This is a genomic window from Thalassospira sp. MIT1004 (genome assembly GCF_001858545.1).
GTDB lineage: Bacteria > Pseudomonadota > Alphaproteobacteria > Rhodospirillales > Thalassospiraceae > Thalassospira > Thalassospira xiamenensis.
The window spans coordinates 569,935-587,375 of sequence record NZ_MCAO01000011.1 but is presented as its reverse complement, the minus strand read 5'-3'; the positions used below and the strand labels follow the sequence as shown (position 1 = coordinate 587,375).

The 17,441-nt window shown below is 53.4% G+C and carries 15 protein-coding genes and 1 tRNA gene; 12 read left to right on the top strand and 4 right to left on the bottom strand.

Annotated elements, in window-relative coordinates; all coding sequences use genetic code 11:
• On the top strand, nucleotides 1-1,686 hold a 1,686-nt coding region (locus tag BC440_RS07365; RefSeq protein ID WP_247643534.1), incomplete at its 5' end, for a hypothetical protein.
• Between the two features lie 32 nt (nucleotides 1,687-1,718).
• Nucleotides 1,719-2,531, top strand: a complete 813-nt coding sequence (locus tag BC440_RS07360) for a hypothetical protein (RefSeq protein ID WP_063092495.1) — start codon at nucleotides 1,719-1,721, stop codon at nucleotides 2,529-2,531.
• A gap of 114 nt (nucleotides 2,532-2,645) precedes the next feature.
• On the opposite strand, the gene BC440_RS07355 is transcribed toward BC440_RS07360, so the two are convergent.
• Entirely contained in the window at nucleotides 2,646-3,203 is a 558-nt protein-coding gene (locus BC440_RS07355; RefSeq protein ID WP_063092496.1) for a type 1 glutamine amidotransferase domain-containing protein, read from the bottom strand.
• A gap of 195 nt (nucleotides 3,204-3,398) precedes the next feature.
• On the opposite strand from BC440_RS07355, the gene BC440_RS07350 reads away from it, so the two are divergent.
• Both BC440_RS07350 and BC440_RS07345 read left to right on the top strand, forming a co-directional pair.
• Nucleotides 3,399-4,055 (top strand): NAD(P)H-binding protein, encoded by a 657-nt coding sequence (locus BC440_RS07350; RefSeq protein ID WP_063092497.1) that lies wholly within the window; start codon nucleotides 3,399-3,401, stop codon nucleotides 4,053-4,055.
• Nucleotides 4,056-4,151: 96 nt separating this feature from the next.
• Complete coding sequence (locus BC440_RS07345; RefSeq protein WP_063092498.1) at nucleotides 4,152-4,685, top strand: NUDIX hydrolase; 534 nt, start codon at nucleotides 4,152-4,154, stop codon at nucleotides 4,683-4,685.
• 12 nt (nucleotides 4,686-4,697) lie between these two features.
• Here the strand turns inward: BC440_RS07345 and BC440_RS07340 are convergent, their stop codons facing one another.
• Together BC440_RS07340 and BC440_RS07335 are read right to left on the bottom strand one after the other, a co-directional pair.
• Complete coding sequence (locus tag BC440_RS07340; RefSeq protein WP_063092499.1) at nucleotides 4,698-6,500, bottom strand: monovalent cation:proton antiporter-2 (CPA2) family protein; 1,803 nt, start codon at nucleotides 6,498-6,500, stop codon at nucleotides 4,698-4,700.
• 173 nt (nucleotides 6,501-6,673) lie between these two features.
• Nucleotides 6,674-6,763 (bottom strand) — tRNA-Ser (locus BC440_RS07335).
• Nucleotides 6,764-7,096: 333 nt separating this feature from the next.
• On the opposite strand from BC440_RS07335, the gene BC440_RS07330 reads away from it, so the two are divergent.
• The 3 genes from BC440_RS07330 to BC440_RS07320 all read left to right on the top strand — a co-directional run bounded on the left by BC440_RS07330 (nucleotide 7,097) and on the right by BC440_RS07320 (nucleotide 9,904).
• Nucleotides 7,097-7,402 carry a hypothetical protein gene (locus BC440_RS07330; RefSeq protein ID WP_007088774.1) on the top strand — a complete coding sequence of 102 codons (306 nt, stop codon included), beginning with the start codon at nucleotides 7,097-7,099 and terminating at the stop codon, nucleotides 7,400-7,402.
• A 117-nt stretch (nucleotides 7,403-7,519) separates the two neighbouring features.
• Nucleotides 7,520-8,503, top strand: a complete 984-nt coding sequence (locus BC440_RS07325) for an NADPH:quinone oxidoreductase family protein (RefSeq protein WP_063092500.1) — start codon at nucleotides 7,520-7,522, stop codon at nucleotides 8,501-8,503.
• A gap of 135 nt (nucleotides 8,504-8,638) precedes the next feature.
• Complete coding sequence (locus BC440_RS07320) at nucleotides 8,639-9,904, top strand: class I SAM-dependent methyltransferase (protein WP_063092501.1); 1,266 nt, start codon at nucleotides 8,639-8,641, stop codon at nucleotides 9,902-9,904.
• Nucleotides 9,905-10,138: 234 nt separating this feature from the next.
• Here the strand turns inward: BC440_RS07320 and BC440_RS07315 are convergent, their stop codons facing one another.
• Nucleotides 10,139-10,348 (bottom strand): hypothetical protein, encoded by a 210-nt coding sequence (locus BC440_RS07315; protein ID WP_063092502.1) that lies wholly within the window; start codon nucleotides 10,346-10,348, stop codon nucleotides 10,139-10,141.
• 154 nt (nucleotides 10,349-10,502) lie between these two features.
• Between BC440_RS07315 and BC440_RS07310 the strand changes: the two genes are divergently transcribed.
• From BC440_RS07310 to BC440_RS07290, 5 genes are all read left to right on the top strand, one after another.
• A complete protein-coding gene (locus BC440_RS07310) occupies nucleotides 10,503-11,429 on the top strand; it encodes a LysR substrate-binding domain-containing protein (RefSeq protein ID WP_063092503.1) in 927 nt (308 codons plus the stop codon).
• Nucleotides 11,430-11,739: 310 nt separating this feature from the next.
• A complete protein-coding gene (locus BC440_RS07305; protein ID WP_065701861.1) occupies nucleotides 11,740-13,620 on the top strand; it encodes an extracellular solute-binding protein in 1,881 nt (626 codons plus the stop codon).
• 3 nt (nucleotides 13,621-13,623) lie between these two features.
• The gene (locus BC440_RS07300; RefSeq protein ID WP_063092505.1) at nucleotides 13,624-14,733 is read left to right on the top strand and encodes a microcin C ABC transporter permease YejB; all 1,110 of its coding nucleotides are present in this window, start codon (nucleotides 13,624-13,626) and stop codon (nucleotides 14,731-14,733) included.
• 2 nt (nucleotides 14,734-14,735) lie between these two features.
• Nucleotides 14,736-15,767, top strand: a complete 1,032-nt coding sequence (locus BC440_RS07295) for an ABC transporter permease (protein WP_063092506.1) — start codon at nucleotides 14,736-14,738, stop codon at nucleotides 15,765-15,767.
• Nucleotides 15,768-15,777: 10 nt separating this feature from the next.
• Nucleotides 15,778-17,412, top strand: a complete 1,635-nt coding sequence (locus tag BC440_RS07290; RefSeq protein ID WP_063092507.1) for an ABC transporter ATP-binding protein — start codon at nucleotides 15,778-15,780, stop codon at nucleotides 17,410-17,412.
• Nucleotides 17,413-17,441: the final 29 nt, after the last annotated feature.

Here is a 17,441-nt window from a genome sequence, read left to right as displayed (position 1 = left end):
CATCCGGGGTGGGGTCAAGGTTGTGATCTGCCCCGGATGCTGTTTGCGACAGAGGGAGCCGTTATGATGAACCGATTACATTTGGGGGCAGGCTGTGTGCTTGCGGGGTTTTGTATCCTGGCGATTGCGGGACTTCTTTGGGTGATTGATGTTCCGGCTGGCAGGGCGGATGAAATCAATATCAGCCGGGTGACGGAAATAGCCCAATCGGCACAGCAATGCCCGGATCAACTGGTTTTCGATCCGACAAGCGGGTCGTTCATGACCAGTGACAATCTGTTCCTGCCAACCCAGCAGGGTAACAATTGTTATGCGTGGCAAATGTTCATCGCGATGAACTGGCCGGTCAGCAGTTCATGGCCGGGAACACCATCGGCCGCAGGTGAGCCAGATCAAAACGTTTCGGTGGAAAATTGGGGGGTACCGGAAAATCCGACCTCACCCTTAACCAGCGTACCGGTCTGGGGCAGTTTCAAGGATGCGCAGGCGATCTTCCTGCCTGATGCGGCCAAGCCGACCGATTGGGGCGTGCCGCAAGCCGTGCCGTCGGGATGTAAAAGTGACAAGATGTTGCTGGGCTATCCGGCTGGTTCGGCAAAGATTTTAACAACGCTTTCAAAAAATGCGGTTAATACTGCCCATCGGTTCCATCTTTCAAGTGGTACGCGTGATACCCAGTCCGACGAGATCATGGAAGCCACCGGCGGATGGCTGACCGATCAGAACGGCAATCTGGTGTTTTTCGAACGTAAGGTCGGCAAGGTCGAGTTCGATTACATCATGAACAATACGCTTTATGACGCTGCCGATCAGATGCGGGTCGCAACCAATGCTGATGGTCGACATCCGGCGGGATTGTCCCTGCCAAGTGGCAAGTTCCTGCGTGTTCCACCGACGGAACCGCAAGGTCAGGATGCGCTTGGAGCGTTCGAGATCAAGGCAGCGTGGCGGGTCCTGACAGGGCAAAGCGACATTTATGACCGGTATCTGACATCGGTTGCATGGCTGAAACGTCCTGATACCGGTGAATGCAGCCAGGAAGTTGTCGGTTTGGTCGGGCTTCATATCATTCACAAGACCGATACATTCCCCGATCTGATCTGGGCAACCTTCGAGCAGGTCGACAATGTGCCCGACGGGCAGGCAACTTTACCGCCCGGCGGATATTCCTTTAACAACCCGAATTGTACCGGACCGGATTGCAAACCCAATCAGCCGCGCATTGACTGTAACGATCAGAACCAGTGCAAGGATCTTTATCCCCGCGATCAGCCCGTACAGGTTACGCGCGAACAGGCCCTAACCAGTGAAATGGATACGCTAAATGCCGGTGTTGCCCAAAAGATCGCATCGCAAACCGGCGGGAAATCGGTGTTTCAGTATTACAAGCTGGTCAATGTGTTGTGGGATGGCAGCCCAAGCCCCCCAGTCATGGAGCCCGGTGCGAATGCATCGATACCGCTGCGCTATGGCACCTTTGAGTCCGAGGGTAATCTGAAAGTCGCCAATACAACCATGGAAACCTACATCCAGGATCAATCCTGCGATTTTTGTCATGCCAATGCGACGATTGCTGGCAGCGATACGCTAGCATCGGATTTCTCATTCATTTTCCGCGATGCCGGATCGGCGAAAAACCCGTCACTGGTGGAAGAGGTAAAACAATTCATGGAGCAGGCACAATGATCGGACCTCTTGTCTTCAGGAAACCGGCGATAATGATCGCGGTTACCGTTACCATGTTTTCTGGTTTGGTGGAGATGGCGAAGGCCCATCCGCCGATGGGTGAAATGAGCCATACCAGTAATGGGGCCGAAGCCGATGCACCGGGCAATCACGGCATGTTTATGGTTGGATCGGAAACGCTGTTTTTGCTGCATATGCCGATGTTCACTCAGGAAAAGCATATGTACCAGATGGTTCTGCGCGCGCATCTGACGGATGATGCGATGGCGCAGTACCGTAAATTGCGCGCAGCCAATCCTGATAAGCCCTATAACCTGATCAATGTCGATGATGACAAATTCACCCTGCCCGATATCAAATCAGGCAGGGTGACCAGCTTTACCGCGACAGTCTATGACGGTTATTCCAATGCAGGCGGCGGGACACCGGGACCGGTATTACTGGATAATGTCGCGGTCGAGATCGAGGATGTCGTTATTTTCCGGCATTTCAATTTCGGGATCGATCAACCGGCCGAGCTTGTCTATTACCTGTTTGGCTATGGGGATGAGGCGCATCTGACGCATTACATCGCCCGGGATCCTGATTTTCAGAATATTCTGACATTGCCGTCGCCGCCCGATGAGTTTTCGCAAACCCAGATCGAAGCGGGACTTGAGCTTGATTTTCCCGGGATGCCAACCCAGCCATTGGGGTGCAGTTCACCGCTGCAAGCCAAGGTTTATGACATCCTGTTTCAGGGGAGAGAAGATGCACCGGTACGCCTTGATCTGAGCCAGGGCCTGCATGATATCTGGTATTCGACCGGCAATCTTCTGAATGCCAAGGATCCGTGCCCGGAATAAGGGGTCGGAATAATGGTCCGGAGTAGGGTGATCGGATTGCTGATGCGCACACGGACGGATGGTTCCCATCCGTCCGTGTGCAGTTGCGGGCAAGGCTGCCTTTCATGCGGCTTGTCAGGCCGCGCGCCTGTGTTTGCCTTCGCTAACTTCCTCGACGATCTTGGAAACAAAGGCATCAAGATCGTTGGGATTGCGCGACGTGATGATGGCCTGATCGCAGACCACCGGTTCGTCGCGCCAGACTGCACCGGCATTTAGCAAGTCGGTTTTGATCGAACTGTATGAGGTTGCTGCGCGCCCGCGCAGGGCACCGGCTTCGACCAGAAGCCATGGGCCGTGGCAAATCGCCGCAACCGGTTTGCCTGACGCGACAAATTCGCGGACCAGACTGACGGATGCCTCGTCATTGCGCAGAAGATCGGGGTTGATCTGACCGCCGGGGATAACCAGCGCGTCGTAATTGTTGATATCGACATCTTTGACTTCGATATCGACCTCGACGGTGTCGCCCCAGTCCTTTTTATCCCAGCTTTTGATCGGGGATGATTTGGGCGATGCTATTTTGACATCTGCCCCATGGGTCGAGAGCTTATCAAGCGGAACGCGCAGTTCCGAACGTTCATAACCGTCGGTAGCGAGAATAAGAATCTTTGCGGTATCAATCGCAGGCATAACGTCTCTCCTTTCATTGATGTCGAGCGTTACACCTCACCAACGGCTGTGATTTCAAAACGTTCCAAAATTTCTTGTGGCAATTTTATGCCCATCTGCATGCTGCGCGGTGACGCCGGGCTTTGTTGACATCACGGGGGCGCAAACTAGTTTTCAGGTAGGTTCGATTTCCGATGCGAAGGATAGAGGCAGGATATGGCACGCATTTTCATTATCGGCGTCACGGGTGGTATCGGGCATCGTCTGGCACCGCTTTTACTGGCAAATGGGCATCAGGTTACGGGCCTGCATCGCAAACCCGAACAGGCCGACAACCTCAGGAATGCGGGGATTACGCCGGTTCTCGGGGATTTGATGGAACTGACGGCAGAAACGCTCGCCCCTTTGATCCGGGGCCACGACATTGTTGTTTTTTCATCCGGGGCGGCAGGAAGCGGCCTTGACCGGACCACGCGGATTGACGGCGACGGACCGGGGCATTTGGTGGCCGCGATGAAGCAGGAAGGCATTTCACGGCTTTATCTTGTTTCTGCCTTCCCCGAAGCCGGGCGCGGCAAAGACCCCAACCCGCGGTTTGAACATTATATGACCGAGAAAAAGCGCGCCGATGCGGATGTTGCGGCATCCGATGCCGATTGGGTGATCCTCCGGCCGGGAACATTGTTGCATGAAGATCAGGATGGGCGCGTGAACGCCGGATTTGCCATCCCTTACGGCACGGTCAAGCGTGGCAACGTTGCGCAGTTTCTGGCCAAATTGATCGAAACCCCGGAAATCCGGCGGGAGATTCTTGAACTGACCGATGGGAGAACGGAGATTTCCGAGGCGGTAAATCGGATCGTCCGTAAATAGGTTGGCTTCGTCTTTATGCTTCCGGGTTTTCGGTTGTTCTGTTGTGGCGGCTTCGGCTAGGGTCGGTAAACCGTCAATTTCAAACACCGGAATATCATGCAGATCGACCTTGCCAGCTTTGTCTCACAGTCTGATCGTGACCTGGAAAATCACATGCGTATCAGTGACTTTATCGCAGGTGAACCCAAGGCATTTGAAAATGATCCGGTAACGTCACATGTCACGGGATCGGCTTTTGTCGTGAATTCGGAACGCAGTCATGTGGTGCTGACCCATCACCGGAAGCTTAAATGCTGGCTTCAGCTTGGCGGGCATTGTGACGGAGTGCGCGACGTATTGTTTGTCGCCCAGCGCGAAGCCTATGAGGAAAGCGGTCTTTCTTGGATACGGCCCTTGTCGTCAGCGATATTTGATATCGATATCCACGAAATTCCCGAAAATGCCAAGGGGCCTGCACATCTGCATTATGACATGCGGTTCCTGTTCGAGGCCGATATGTGCGATCCGCTGAAAATCACCGATGAATCCGAAGATCTGGCATGGGTGGCTTTGGACCGCTTCGAAGATTACACCGATGAGCATTCGGTTCTGGTGATGCGCGACAAGCTTCGGGCTTTTGCCCAAGGTTAACGGACCGGATAATTACAGCCGCGACATTGCCGGGTCATCCTTGTTGGTGCGGGCATCATTGCGGTCAAGCTGATAGCTTTCATGAACCTTTGCCATGCCGGCAATGCGGCCTTCGGCCACTTGGGCGTGCAGCATGTCGATATCACGACGGCGAAATTCATCAGCAATCTGATCAATAACATCATGTTCGGTTTCAAGCATTGAAAGCCCGTGCCGTGCCATGGAAACACCCGTATCAAAGGTTTCGCGATAAAGCTGTTCGACGCCAAGCCCGATTTCCATCAGATCAAGTGCATGGTTGCGGTCATAAACGCGCACCAGCAGTTTCGGTTTGGGAAACAGTTCGCTGATATATTTGGCGGCCTGTGTGGTCGCGTCACGATCATTTATACACAGACAGATCAGATCGGCATTCGCCGCCCCGGCGGTGGCAAGAACATCACTTCTCCGGACATCACCGAAATAGACCTTGTTGCCATAGAGGCTGGCCATCTGAATGCGTTTCGGGTCGTTGTCGATTGCGGTGGCATTGATGCCGCGGGCTGCCATAACACGTGAAATGATCTGTCCGAAACGGCCAAAGCCGACAATGACCACTGATTGCAGTTCAGCTGTTTCAACGCCATCGACATCGGGCTGATCATCCTTGCGAAGCTTGGCCGACAGTTTTTCGGCAATCGCACCGACAAGCGGGGTGGCAGCCATCGAAAGGGTGACGATGGCGGTCAGAAGGTTGGCGCGTGTGGAGCTGATGACCGCAAGCGATGTCGCCAGACTAAACAGGACAAAGGCAAATTCGCCGCCCTGCGGGATGGTGACCGCAGTCCGCCATGCGGTTGCGTGACATTTGCCAAATATCCGGGCCAGTCCATAAACGACGATCCCCTTGATTGCCATCAGACCAGCAACCGATGCCAGGACGATCCCGATATTATCCGCGACAAGCGGCCAGTTGACCGACATGCCGACCGCGATGAAAAACAGACCGAGCAGAATGCCGCGAAACGGTTCGATATCGGTTTCAAGTTGGTGGCGATATTCGGAATCCGCCAACATGACACCGACCAGAAATGCGCCAAGTGCCATAGAAAGCCCGACGGCCTGCATCAAAAGAGCCGCGCCAATCACGAGCAGCAGTGCTGCGGATGTGAAGATTTCCTGCGCGCGGGTCAGGGCGATGATGCGGAAAAACGGATTAAGCAGATATTTCCCAGCCCCGATGACCAACGCAATTGCACCGATGGTTTTGGCGATATAAATCCAGTCGGTACCGGCTTCGTCGCCGTCACTTATCGGGCTGAGCCACGCGACAAGCGCGATTAGTGGTACGATAGCAAGATCCTGAAACAGCAGGATTGAAAAGGCTGTGTTGCCATGGTCGCTGTTAAGCGTGCCCTTTTCTTCAAGGATTTGAAGGGCAAACGCGGTTGAGGACAAGGACAGGGCAAGGGCGGCAATCATCGCCTGCTGCCATGGCCAGTCAAATGCAATCAGGGCGGCGTAAAGAAGGGCGGCGGTGATGGCCACCTGCGCCATCCCCAGCCCGAAAATCTCGCTTTTCATTGCCCACAGGCGTTGGGGGCGCAATTCAAGACCGATAATAAACAGCAGAAGAACAACGCCAAATTCGGCGAAATGCAAAACTTCTTCCGGTTCCGCAATCATGGCAAGGCCAAACGGCCCGATCAGTGCCCCAGCGCACAGATAACCCAGCACGGAACCCAGGCGAAGTTTCTTGAAGATCGGTACTGCAACCACGGCCGCACCGAGGAAAAGAACCGCCGTATGCAGAAAGCCGCCTTCAATTGTCGCCATGTTTTGCCACGTCCCTATGATGATGCAGGTACCTGATTTGTGCCTTACCGTGCAGTTTAGCGGGCAATAAGAAACACGACACACAAAAGTTGTGCGCGCATTTTCGTATTTCACATCGAAGAAGGGAAGTTTTTTGCAGCTTTTGGTATCGCTGCGGCCCGCAGGCTGCAAAGTGGCAGAGAGGAGGGGATTCGAACCCCTGAGGGGCTTACACCCCAACACGCTTTCCAGGCGTGCGCCTTAAACCACTCGGCCACCTCTCCACATGCGATCTTGTATATATCGCGAAAGCGGGCGGACATTAGCCGACCCGATCCCGGTTGACAAGGCAAAATCCCTTACTTTTTGATGTTTGTTCTGGTCACTATCCAAACAGCGAACAAATGCCATTTTTACAATCACTTGACGGATAAAGTTGTAGCAATTTGTCCAATATTTACTTCTTGTTGATTAATCGCCTCTAAGGTTTCAGGCTATGGTTCCAGATGTACCGGGACGATAGGGTGATTCGCAGCAACCTTTATGCTGACGGGGCAAAGCCGTCGGCATGTCTGTGATGATAACGAAAAGTTCAGACCGGGAATTCGGAGACGGCTATGTGGCTTTTCAGAGCGTTGGGATGGATATTGCTGTTTTCCAGTCTTGCTGTACTGGTCGGTGATGGCATTACCTCGCTTCAGACGGGAACGTTCCGCTTTGTCGCGGCAGGGGAGCTCTGGTATCGGTTGGATGCCGGAAGCCTGAACCTGTTGCAGTCCGTGATTCAGCGCTATATCTCGGCCTGGATTTGGGACAATGCGTTTGTGCCCGTGCTATTGGCCCCGGCGTTTGTCATATTGCTGGTGCCCGGAATACTTCTTTTGCTGGTGACGCGAAAACGCAGGCGTCAGAAGTTTTTCTAAGCCGTTCCTGTCTGTATTCCACCGTTTTCAATACCGTATCTGTCTTTCGCTTGTCTGATCGCTGCGTGCACGGCACACTGTGCGTGATCGGGCAGGATCATAGGATGGAAGACAGCGATGAAAGCATGGATATGCGAGGCTTTCGGCGAAGCGCCGATGCTGATCGACTGCGAAGAACCGATCGCACAAGCCCATCAAATCATCATCGATATTGCCGCCTGTGGCGTTAATTTTGCCGATACCCTGATTCTTGAGGGAAAATATCAGAAACGCCCGACTGGTCCGTTTGCGCCGGGGTTTGAAATTGCCGGGACCGTTTCTGCAATTGGGACGGACGTCCAGGGTTTTACCATTGGTGATCGGGTCATGGCCCTGCCTGACTGGGGTGGATATGCCGGTCGGATTTCAGTTGATGCCAGACTGGTGACGGGGTTGCCCGACAATGTTGAATTCAATGTGGCGGCTGCATTCCAGATTGCTTATGGAACGTCATGGTTTGGTTTGAAGTATCGCGCCAATTTGCTGCCGGGTGAAGTGGTTCTGGTTCATGGGGCTGCCGGGGGTGTTGGCCTGACGGCGGTGGAATGCGCCAAACTTCTGGGCGCGACCGTGATCGCAACCGCGGGTGGGGCTGATAAATGTGCCATCGCCAAAGCGCATGGTGCGGATCATGTAATTGACTACAAATCCGAAAGCATACGGGCCCGGGTAAAGGAAATCTGTGCCCGCATCGGGCGAATAGGTGTCGACTTGGTTTATGATCCGGTCGGGGGCGATGTGTTTGATCATAGCCTGCGCTGTGTTGCGCCGGGAGGGCGCATCCTTCTGATCGGATTTGCCAGCGGATCGGTGCCACAAATTCCTGCCAATATCCTTCTGGTCAAGAATGTTGCTGCACTGGGCTTTTATTTCGGGGCTTATCTTGAACAGAACCCCGATATCGCAAAGGCTGGCATGGCCGAGCTTTTGGAGCTGCTGTCGTCTGGGGAAATATCGCCATTGGTGTCTGCGACATATCCGCTGATAAACGCGATGGAGGCACTTGCGGCGCTCCGTAACCGGACGGCAACAGGGAAGCTTGTGATCCGGTGTCGGGAATGAGTGCGTCCCAAGGTGATTATTCTATTAATCAAATCCTTGAAATTTTATAGGATGTTGCCGTCCCTGATAGAATTACTGCTTGCGGGCTTGTTTTCGGGCTTGCCACCGCACCTGTTGATCCATTGGAATTTATAGATGTCCGAAATCCGGAAAAAGCCAGACGCGCCGCAACCGTCCGACAAAACACGGGCGCAATATGAAACATTTCCTTATCCGGCGCGTGACCCGAAAGATGAGGACAAGCGTCTTGTCGTAGGGTCCCCCGGCAATTGGGACGAAGTGGTTCATTTCGTGTTTGGCGGCCGCGATCCATCGGCTGATGGCAAAAAGATAAAAGTTCTTGTTGCCGGGGGCGGCACCGGAGATGCGTTGGTGATGCTCGCGCAGCAGGCGCGTGATCGCAAGGCCAAGGTCGAGATTGTTTATATCGATCTTTCGGAAAGCTCGCGCAAGATCGCTGAGGCCCGGATCAAGCGCCGTAATCTTGAAAAGAGTGTCAAATTCGTTACCGGGTCGTTCGTTGATCTGGCCGGGAAATATGGGCCGTTTGATTATATTGATTGCTGCGGGGTGCTTCATCATCTGCCTGATCCGGACGCCGGTTTAAAGGCGTTGGCAGATGCGCTTAAACCCAGGGGCGGTATGGGTTTGATGGTGTATGGCGAACTTGGCCGGATCGGCGTCTACCATATGCAGGAAATGATGGAACGCCTCTCGGCCGAGGCGGGTGGGCGCAAACGGCTTAACCTTGGCAAGGCATTGTTCGATTCACTGCCGGGTACAAACTGGTTGAAGCGTAACCCGTTTGTGAATGACCATATCCAGGGGGGCGATTCCGGATTTTACGATCTGCTTTTGCATCAGCAGGATCGGGCCTATCGCGTGGACGAGGTTTTTGATTTTGTCGAGAAGGCCGGTTTGCGGCTTCAGCAATTCATTGAACCGATGCGCTATGATCCGACGACCTATTGTTCGCGCCACGACGTTCTGGACAAGGCCGTGCATGTGCCGTTTCGCAAGCGCGCGGCATTGGCTGAATTGATGGCGGGCAATATTACCAAGCATCTGTTTTATGTGGTCAAATCGGATAACAAGATCAAGCCGCCGGTCCCGGATCGTCATGCGGTGCCGTTTTTTGTGCGTATTGACGGAGCTGCTTTGGCCCGCTCTGTCGCGAAGACCGGCCATATCAAGATCAATTTTACGGGATTGTCGGTAACGCGCAGTCTTCCGCCTGCAAGCCCGGGGATTCTGTCACGCATCGATGGCAAACGCACGGTTGGCCAGATTTACGAGCTGTTTGAGCCAAGCCCAGATAAATATGAATTCGATGCCCAGTTCGCAGTGATGTATTCGGTGCTGAACGCCGCGAACCTGATGTATCTGCATCCATCAAAATAATCCGTCTTGCAGATCCGATCAGGCAAAAGAAATGCCGACCATCGGGGGATGGCCGGCAATCAGGGACACAAAACCGTCAATAGCGGGTGCGGGTCTCGGTTTTGCGTGTCGGGAGGCTGAAGACGCTTGTCAGCGCTTCAATAACCTGCAGAGGGAAAGAAAGTGGCCCCTGCAGGCGGAAAAGTCGGGGAGACATAATAAATACTCTCGGTTTGGTGCCTTTAAGCGAAATGCTCAGGCTTTCCAGAACGGCTTGGCTGCTTCGATACGGGCTTCATATACGTCCCAGCCAATGTCGCGCAGGAGATGGCTGTCCATCGTCGCAAGCTTCTGGCGGAGAATATAACGTTTCGCCCACTGACGCGGGAGTTCCATAACATTTGTGATGTTGTGGTGACGTCGGGTGGTGACAAAAGCACCGGCATCTTTGGTGATCGCGACCATGATCTTATTCCTTCAATCTATCGGCCAGCTCTCAGTTTGTATGCGGCCTGAATGTGTTTCGTTTTGCTAAACCCAGAGTTACGCCTAAAAACACTTGCGCTCAAACCATCTTTTGTCATCATTGCATGAGTTTTAATCATGCAAGATGATCGTCATGAAACGCCGTCCATTACCGTTAAACGCGCTTCGTGCCTTTGAAGTGGCCGGTCGACTTGAAAGTTTCACCAAAGCTTCACATGAGCTTAATGTTACACAAGGGGCGGTCAGTCGACAGGTTCAGCACCTGGAGGATGTGCTGGGGCGGCAATTGTTCGAACGTCATCACCGCCGATTGAAACTGACCCGGCCAGGGCGGAATTTGCTGGCGTCCCTGACGGCGGCATTTGATTCGATTGAACTGGCGGTGTCGCGTATCGAAAACCGGCCTGATGACACGCAGCTTAAGGTCCTGTCGCCCTTGACATTTGCCATGCGCTGGATCGTGCCGCGTCTTGGCCGGTTTCAGATGGAACATCCTGACCTGCAGGTACAGCTTGGCACCTATAGTGACGATGCCGCCCCGGTTGATTTCAATGAAACCGATATTGCCATCCGTTTTGCTGATACGCCGGGCGACCAGCTGGTGCATGAATTTCTGACCGGGGAACGGCTTTTGCCGGTATGTCATCCCAATCTGGCAAAGCAACTGAAAAGACCGGAAGACTTTGGCAATGTGACCCTGCTGCATTGTTCGGCACAGCGTGAGGATTGGCGTATCTGGTTAAAAGGAACCGGGATTGAGAGCGTCGATCCGGACCGGGGACCTGTTTTTGCGACCCTTGATATGGCAATGGAGGCCGCGGCCAGCGGATTTGGTGCGGTAATTTCCGATCCGGCAATGATCGGGGAATATGTTGTGACCAATAGACTTATGGTGCCGTTCGATTTGCCGGTTGATAGTCCCTATGCCTATTCGCTGTGCTATCCCGAAGGAAGGTTGGAGCGGCGAAAAGTGAAGGCATTTCGCGATTGGTTGATGAGCGAAATCAAGATCGAGACAGGCAAGCGCAAGCTTGTGCAAAAAGAATCAGGAACGGAATGACAGTTTCAAGATGATGCCTTGAAATTGAACCATTTTATTCCTCATTATGAATATGTCGTTTGGACCAAATGGCTTTGCGGACGTAACGTCGGCGTAACCGGTCCCGTTTTCTTGGCGGGAATTGTCCGGAACGTTCCGATCATTGCGTCCGTAATGATGTCAGATGGTTCAATGATGCGTATTGGCCCTGCCGGGGTTCGGGCTTCGAGCCGGGCACATTTCAGGAATAAATATGACGCGGCAAGAAGGCGAGACGTGCATAGCACGGAAAAACGGGAGCCGGGGAACGTTTTCCCGTTGTGTCGGGGGTATGCTTCTGGCGGTTGTGATCGGGTTACCAATCGCAATGGCCGGTCCGGCAGCGGCACAGACAGGCGACAAGCCCGACATTACACCGGCCCCGACAGTTCCGGTAGCAGAGGAACAGCTCAGTCCGCTAACCACTGTGTCACATGGCATATCGCTTTATGGTGATCTGAAATACGGTCCTGATTTTCGGCATTTCGATTACGTCAATCCGGATGCGCCCAAGGGCGGGACGCTGGTGCAAAGTTCCATCGTCTCGTTTGATACATTAAACCCCTTCACGCTGAAGGGGACGGCAGCAAGCGGCCTTGGGCTTATGTATGACAGTCTGATGGTGTCGAGTGCGGATGAGCCTTCGTCACTTTATGGTTTGATTGCGCGTAGCGTTGAATATCCGGTCGATCGATCCTTTGTGATTTTCCATCTTGATCCTCGGGCGCGCTTTCAGGATGGCACTGATATCACCGCCGAAGATGTGGTGTTTTCATTCAATATCCTGATTGAAAAAGGCAGCCCTGTTTACCGGCAGTACTACGCGCAGGTCGATAAAGTCGAAGCGCTTGACGATCTGACGGTGCGTTTTGATTTCAAGCCGGGCAATAATCGCGAATTGCCGATGATTGTTGCCGAACTTTCCATCATGCCAAAGCATTACTGGGAAGGGCGGGATTTTTCCAAGACGACCTTTGATCCTCCTGTCGGCAGTGGGGCCTATAAAATCAAGTCTTTCGAGGCCGGTCGCCAGATCACCTATGAACGGGTCAAGGATTACTGGGCGGCGGATTTGCCGGTCAATCGCGGCAGCAATAATTACGATACGCTGCGGTTTGATACCTATCTTGATCCCGATGTATCACGTCAGGCGTTCTTTGCCGGTGAATACATGATCAGAAGCGAACATTCATCGCGCGAATGGAGCACGGCATACAACACCCCGGCAATCCAGAACGGCCAGATCAGGAAGGAATTCCTGCCTGACAATCTGCCAAACGGTATGCAGGCCTATGTGTTTAACACACGCAAGCCCCTGTTTTCTGACATCCGTGTTCGGGAGGCGCTGCAATATGCGTTTGATTTCGAATGGCTGAACCGGGCGATGTTCTATGGCGCGTATAAGCGCAATGTCAGCTATTTCGCCAATTCGGAACTTGCGGCAACCGGCGTGCCGGAAGGCGAGGAGCTTGATATTCTGAAAGGATTCAGAAGCCAGCTGCCGCCCGAACTGTTCACCCAGCCGCCGCAATTGCCGAACTTTGATGCGCCCAATGGTCGACGCGAAGCATTGCGTCATTCGATGAAGCTTTTGCAGGAGGCGGGTTGGCAGTTGCGCAACATGCAACTGGTCAACAGAAAGACCGGCGAGCCGTTCCGGTTCGAACTGATTATCCGCCAGCCAGGGCTTGAGAAAATCGCGTTGGTTCTTAAAGCCCGTCTGCGCCAGCTTGGCGTGACCATGGATATTCGCATGATTGATACCGGGCAGTGGGTTAATCGTATTCAGGCCTATGATTTCGATATGACGACTTTCTGGTGGACGCAAAGTCTTTCACCGGGGAACGAGCAGCGGATTTTTTGGTCATCCGCCGCCGCCGACCAACCCGGCAGTCGCAATTTTGCGGGTATCAGAAGTCCGGTCATTGATGAACTGACCGATCTGGTTGTGGATGCCGACAGCCGGGAAAGTCTTGTGCAGCGGGTACGCGCGCTTGATCGCGTGTTGCAGTGGGGATTTTACGTGATCCCGCAATATTATCTTGGCGGGGATCGGATGGCCTATTGGGATGTGTTCGGGCGACCTGACGAGGTGCCGCTTAAGGGAACATCGGTCATGACATGGTGGATTGATCCCGAAAAGTCGCGGCAGCTTAAGAAGGGAGGGTACTAGGCCATGCTGAATTACATCCTGCGTCGTCTTTTGCTGATCCCGGTGACGCTGTTCGGGATTATGGTTCTGAACTTTGCAATCGTGCAATTCGCGCCGGGCGGCCCGGTCGAACAGATGATTGCCCAGTTACAGGGCACGGATGTTTCCGCAACCGCGCGCATCAGCAATCAGGGGGCTGATAGTGGGGGCGGCGGTGGTGCCAGCGGGGGAAACAATTTTTCCTCGACCTCGAACTACCGTGGGGCTCAGGGACTTGACCCCGAAATCATCACCCAGCTTGAAAAGCAGTTCGGGTTCGATAAACCGGCTTACGAACGTTTCTGGATGATGATGAAAAATTATCTGACGTTCGATTTCGGCCAAAGCTATTTTCAGGATCGCGATGTGGTCGATATCGTGATTGATAAGATGCCGGTTTCGATATCACTTGGCCTTTGGTCGACATTGATCATCTATATCATTTCCGTGCCGCTTGGCGTTGCCAAGGCCGTGCGGGACGGATCGAATTTTGATGTCTGGTCATCGGCGGCGATCATTGTCGGTTATGCCATTCCGGGTTTCCTTTTTGCCGTGATGCTGATCGTGGTGTTTGCCGGTGGAACCTATTTCGATCTGTTCCCGTTAAGGGGGCTGACATCATCGAATTTTGATGAATTGTCGCTTTTGGGCAAGGTTGCGGACTATTTCTGGCATCTGGCATTGCCGATTACGGCATTGACCATTGGCGGATTCACCACGCTTACGATGCTGACCAAGAACTCGTTTCTGGATGAAATCAACAAACAATATGTGGTGACCGCGCGGGCCAAGGGACTGACGGAAAAGCGGGTTCTGTACGGACATGTCTTCCGCAATGCGATGTTGTTGGTGATTGCCGGTTTTCCCAGTGCACTGATCGGGTTGCTGTTTACCGGTTCGGTCCTGATTGAAGTGATTTTCTCACTCGACGGACTTGGATTGCTGGGTTTTGAAGCCGTGATGAAGCGTGATTATCCGGTGATGTTTGCGACACTTTATCTGTTTACGTTGTTTGGTCTTGTTCTGAACCTGATCAGTGACCTCAGCTATCACCTGATTGATCCGCGGATCGACTTTGAAGCGCGGGAGAATTGATCATGAACAACATCATTCTTTCGCCGTTGAACAAACGCCGGATCGCAAATTTCCGTTCCAACAAGCGCGGATACTGGTCGCTTGTGATTTTCACGATCCTGTTCGTCATCTGTCTGGTCGCTGAGCTGGTGGCCAATGACAAGCCGATCTTCGTCAAATATGACGATAACTGGTATATCCCGATCCTGTCAGACCACCCTGAAACCGTTTATGGCGGCGATTTTGACGTCGAAACCGATTTCTATGATCCCTATATCCTTGGCAAGATCGAGGAACACGGTTTTGCCATCTGGCCGCCGATACCGTTTTCTTACAATACCATCGATTTTGAAATGCGCGAGGCACAGCCCGCCCCGCCATCGTTCCGGCATTGGCTGGGAACAGATGATCTTGGGCGCGATGTTCTGGCGCGCCTGATTTACGGATTCCGGATTTCGATCCTGTTTGGCCTTGCCTTAACGGCGATCAGTTCGGTGATCGGGATCGCGGCTGGTGCGGTACAGGGCTATTTCGGTGGCTGGATTGACCTTGGTTTCCAGCGTGTGATCGAAATCTGGTCCGGATTGCCGCAGTTGTTCATCCTGATCATTCTGGCCAGCCTGTTTGCGCCGGGTTTCTGGACGCTTTTGTTCATTCTTGTGCTGTTTAGCTGGATGAGTTTGACGGGGCTTGTGCGTGCGGAATTCCTGCGGGCGCGCAATTTCGAATATGTTCGGGCTGCACGCGCATTGGGCATGACCGATTATCGCATCATGTATCGTCATGTTCTGCCGAACGCGATGGTGGCAACGATTACGTTCCTGCCGTTTGTGTTGAACGGTTCGATCGTGGCCCTTACATCGCTTGATTTTCTGGGGCTGGGCATGCCGCCCGGATCGCCGTCGCTTGGCGAGTTGCTTGCACAGGGTAAAAACAACCTTCAGGCACCGTGGCTTGGCATGACGGCGTTCTTTGCAATCGCGATTATGCTGAGTTTGCTGATCTTTATCGGCGAGGCGGTGCGCGATGCCTTTGATCCACGAAAAACCTTCTAGGGGAACGGTTATGACGACCAATCAATCGACACAGCCGCTTCTGGAAGTAAGGGATCTTTCGGCAAGTTTTGCCGGTGTTCCTGCGGTCAAAGGCGTTTCGTTCACCATGAAGCGTGGTGAGACCATGGCGCTTGTGGGGGAAAGCGGATCGGGTAAATCGGTGACCGCACTTTCCATCCTGCAATTGCTGCCCTATCCGCGGGCCAGCCACCCGGGTGGTTCTATCCTGTTTGACGGGCAGGAAATGGTCGGAACGGATGCGAAAATTCTGCGACAAATTCGGGGCAACCGGATTGCAATGATTTTCCAGGAACCGATGACATCGTTAAACCCGCTGCACAATATCGAAAAGCAGATCGGCGAGGTGTTGCTGCTTCATAAGGGATTGCGCGGTGCCAAAGCACGGGCGCGTATTCTTGAGCTGCTTGATCTGGTGGGTATTCCCGATCCGGCCTCGCGTCTTAAAGCATTGCCGCATGAATTATCGGGTGGACAGCGCCAGCGCGTGATGATTGCCATGGCATTGGCAAATGAACCGGAATTGCTGATTGCCGACGAGCCAACCACGGCCCTTGATGTAACCATTCAGGCGCAGATACTTGAATTATTGAAGGATTTGCAGGCCAAGCTTGGCATGGGTTTGTTGCTGATTACCCATGATCTTCAGATCGTGCAGAAGATGGCCGATAATGTCTGCGTCATGAAGGATGGCGAGGTGGTTGAGCGCGGCACAGGCCGGGGGCTTTTTGACAATCCGCAGCATCCTTATACCCAAAAGCTTCTGGCGGCAGTGCCAAGTGGTAATGCCCCGCCATTGCCCGAAAATGCAAAGGAACTGATCCGAACCAATGAGATTCTGGTGCGGTTCCCGATTGGTAAGAAGGGGATTTTGGGGCGTCCGGAATATTACCTTGATGCTGTAGACCATATATCGCTTACCCTGAGGCAGGGCGAGACGCTGGGTATTGTCGGCGAAAGCGGATCGGGCAAAACGACACTGGCGATGGCGATCTTGCGGCTTTTGTCGTCCACCGGTGATATCTGGTTTGACGGTAAAGATGTGCGGCAGTTTTCCGGGGCGGATTTGCGGGCCCTGCGCCGCGACATGCAGGTGGTGTTTCAGGACCCTTTCGGATCCCTGAGCCCGAGGATGTCAATCAGCCAGATCGTGGGCGAAGGGCTTGAAATCCATCATCCGGAAATGTCGCGGCAGGAGCGTACCGAACGCATTGCCGAAGCCCTGCGCGAAGTTGATTTGCCGGTAAATGCGATGGACCGGTATCCACATGAATTTTCCGGCGGACAGCGCCAGCGTATTTCGATTGCGCGTGCACTTGTTTTAAAGCCGCGTTTTATGGTGCTTGATGAACCGACCTCGGCACTTGATATGTCTGTACAGGCGCAGATTGTTGATCTTTTGCGCGATCTTCAGGCGCGACACAAGATGGCCTATCTGTTTATCAGCCATGACCTTCGGGTTGTGCGTGCGCTTTCGCATCGGGTGATGGTGATGCAGGGCGGGCGGCTTGTCGAAAGCGGAAATGCCGACGAAGTCTTTGAAAATCCGAAAGAATCCTATACAAAGGCTTTGTTGGCAGCAGCGCTTGATTTGCGTGCTGCGGGGCTGGAGCTTGTGCAGAGCTGACCCCAAATCGGAACTTGACGGGACAATTG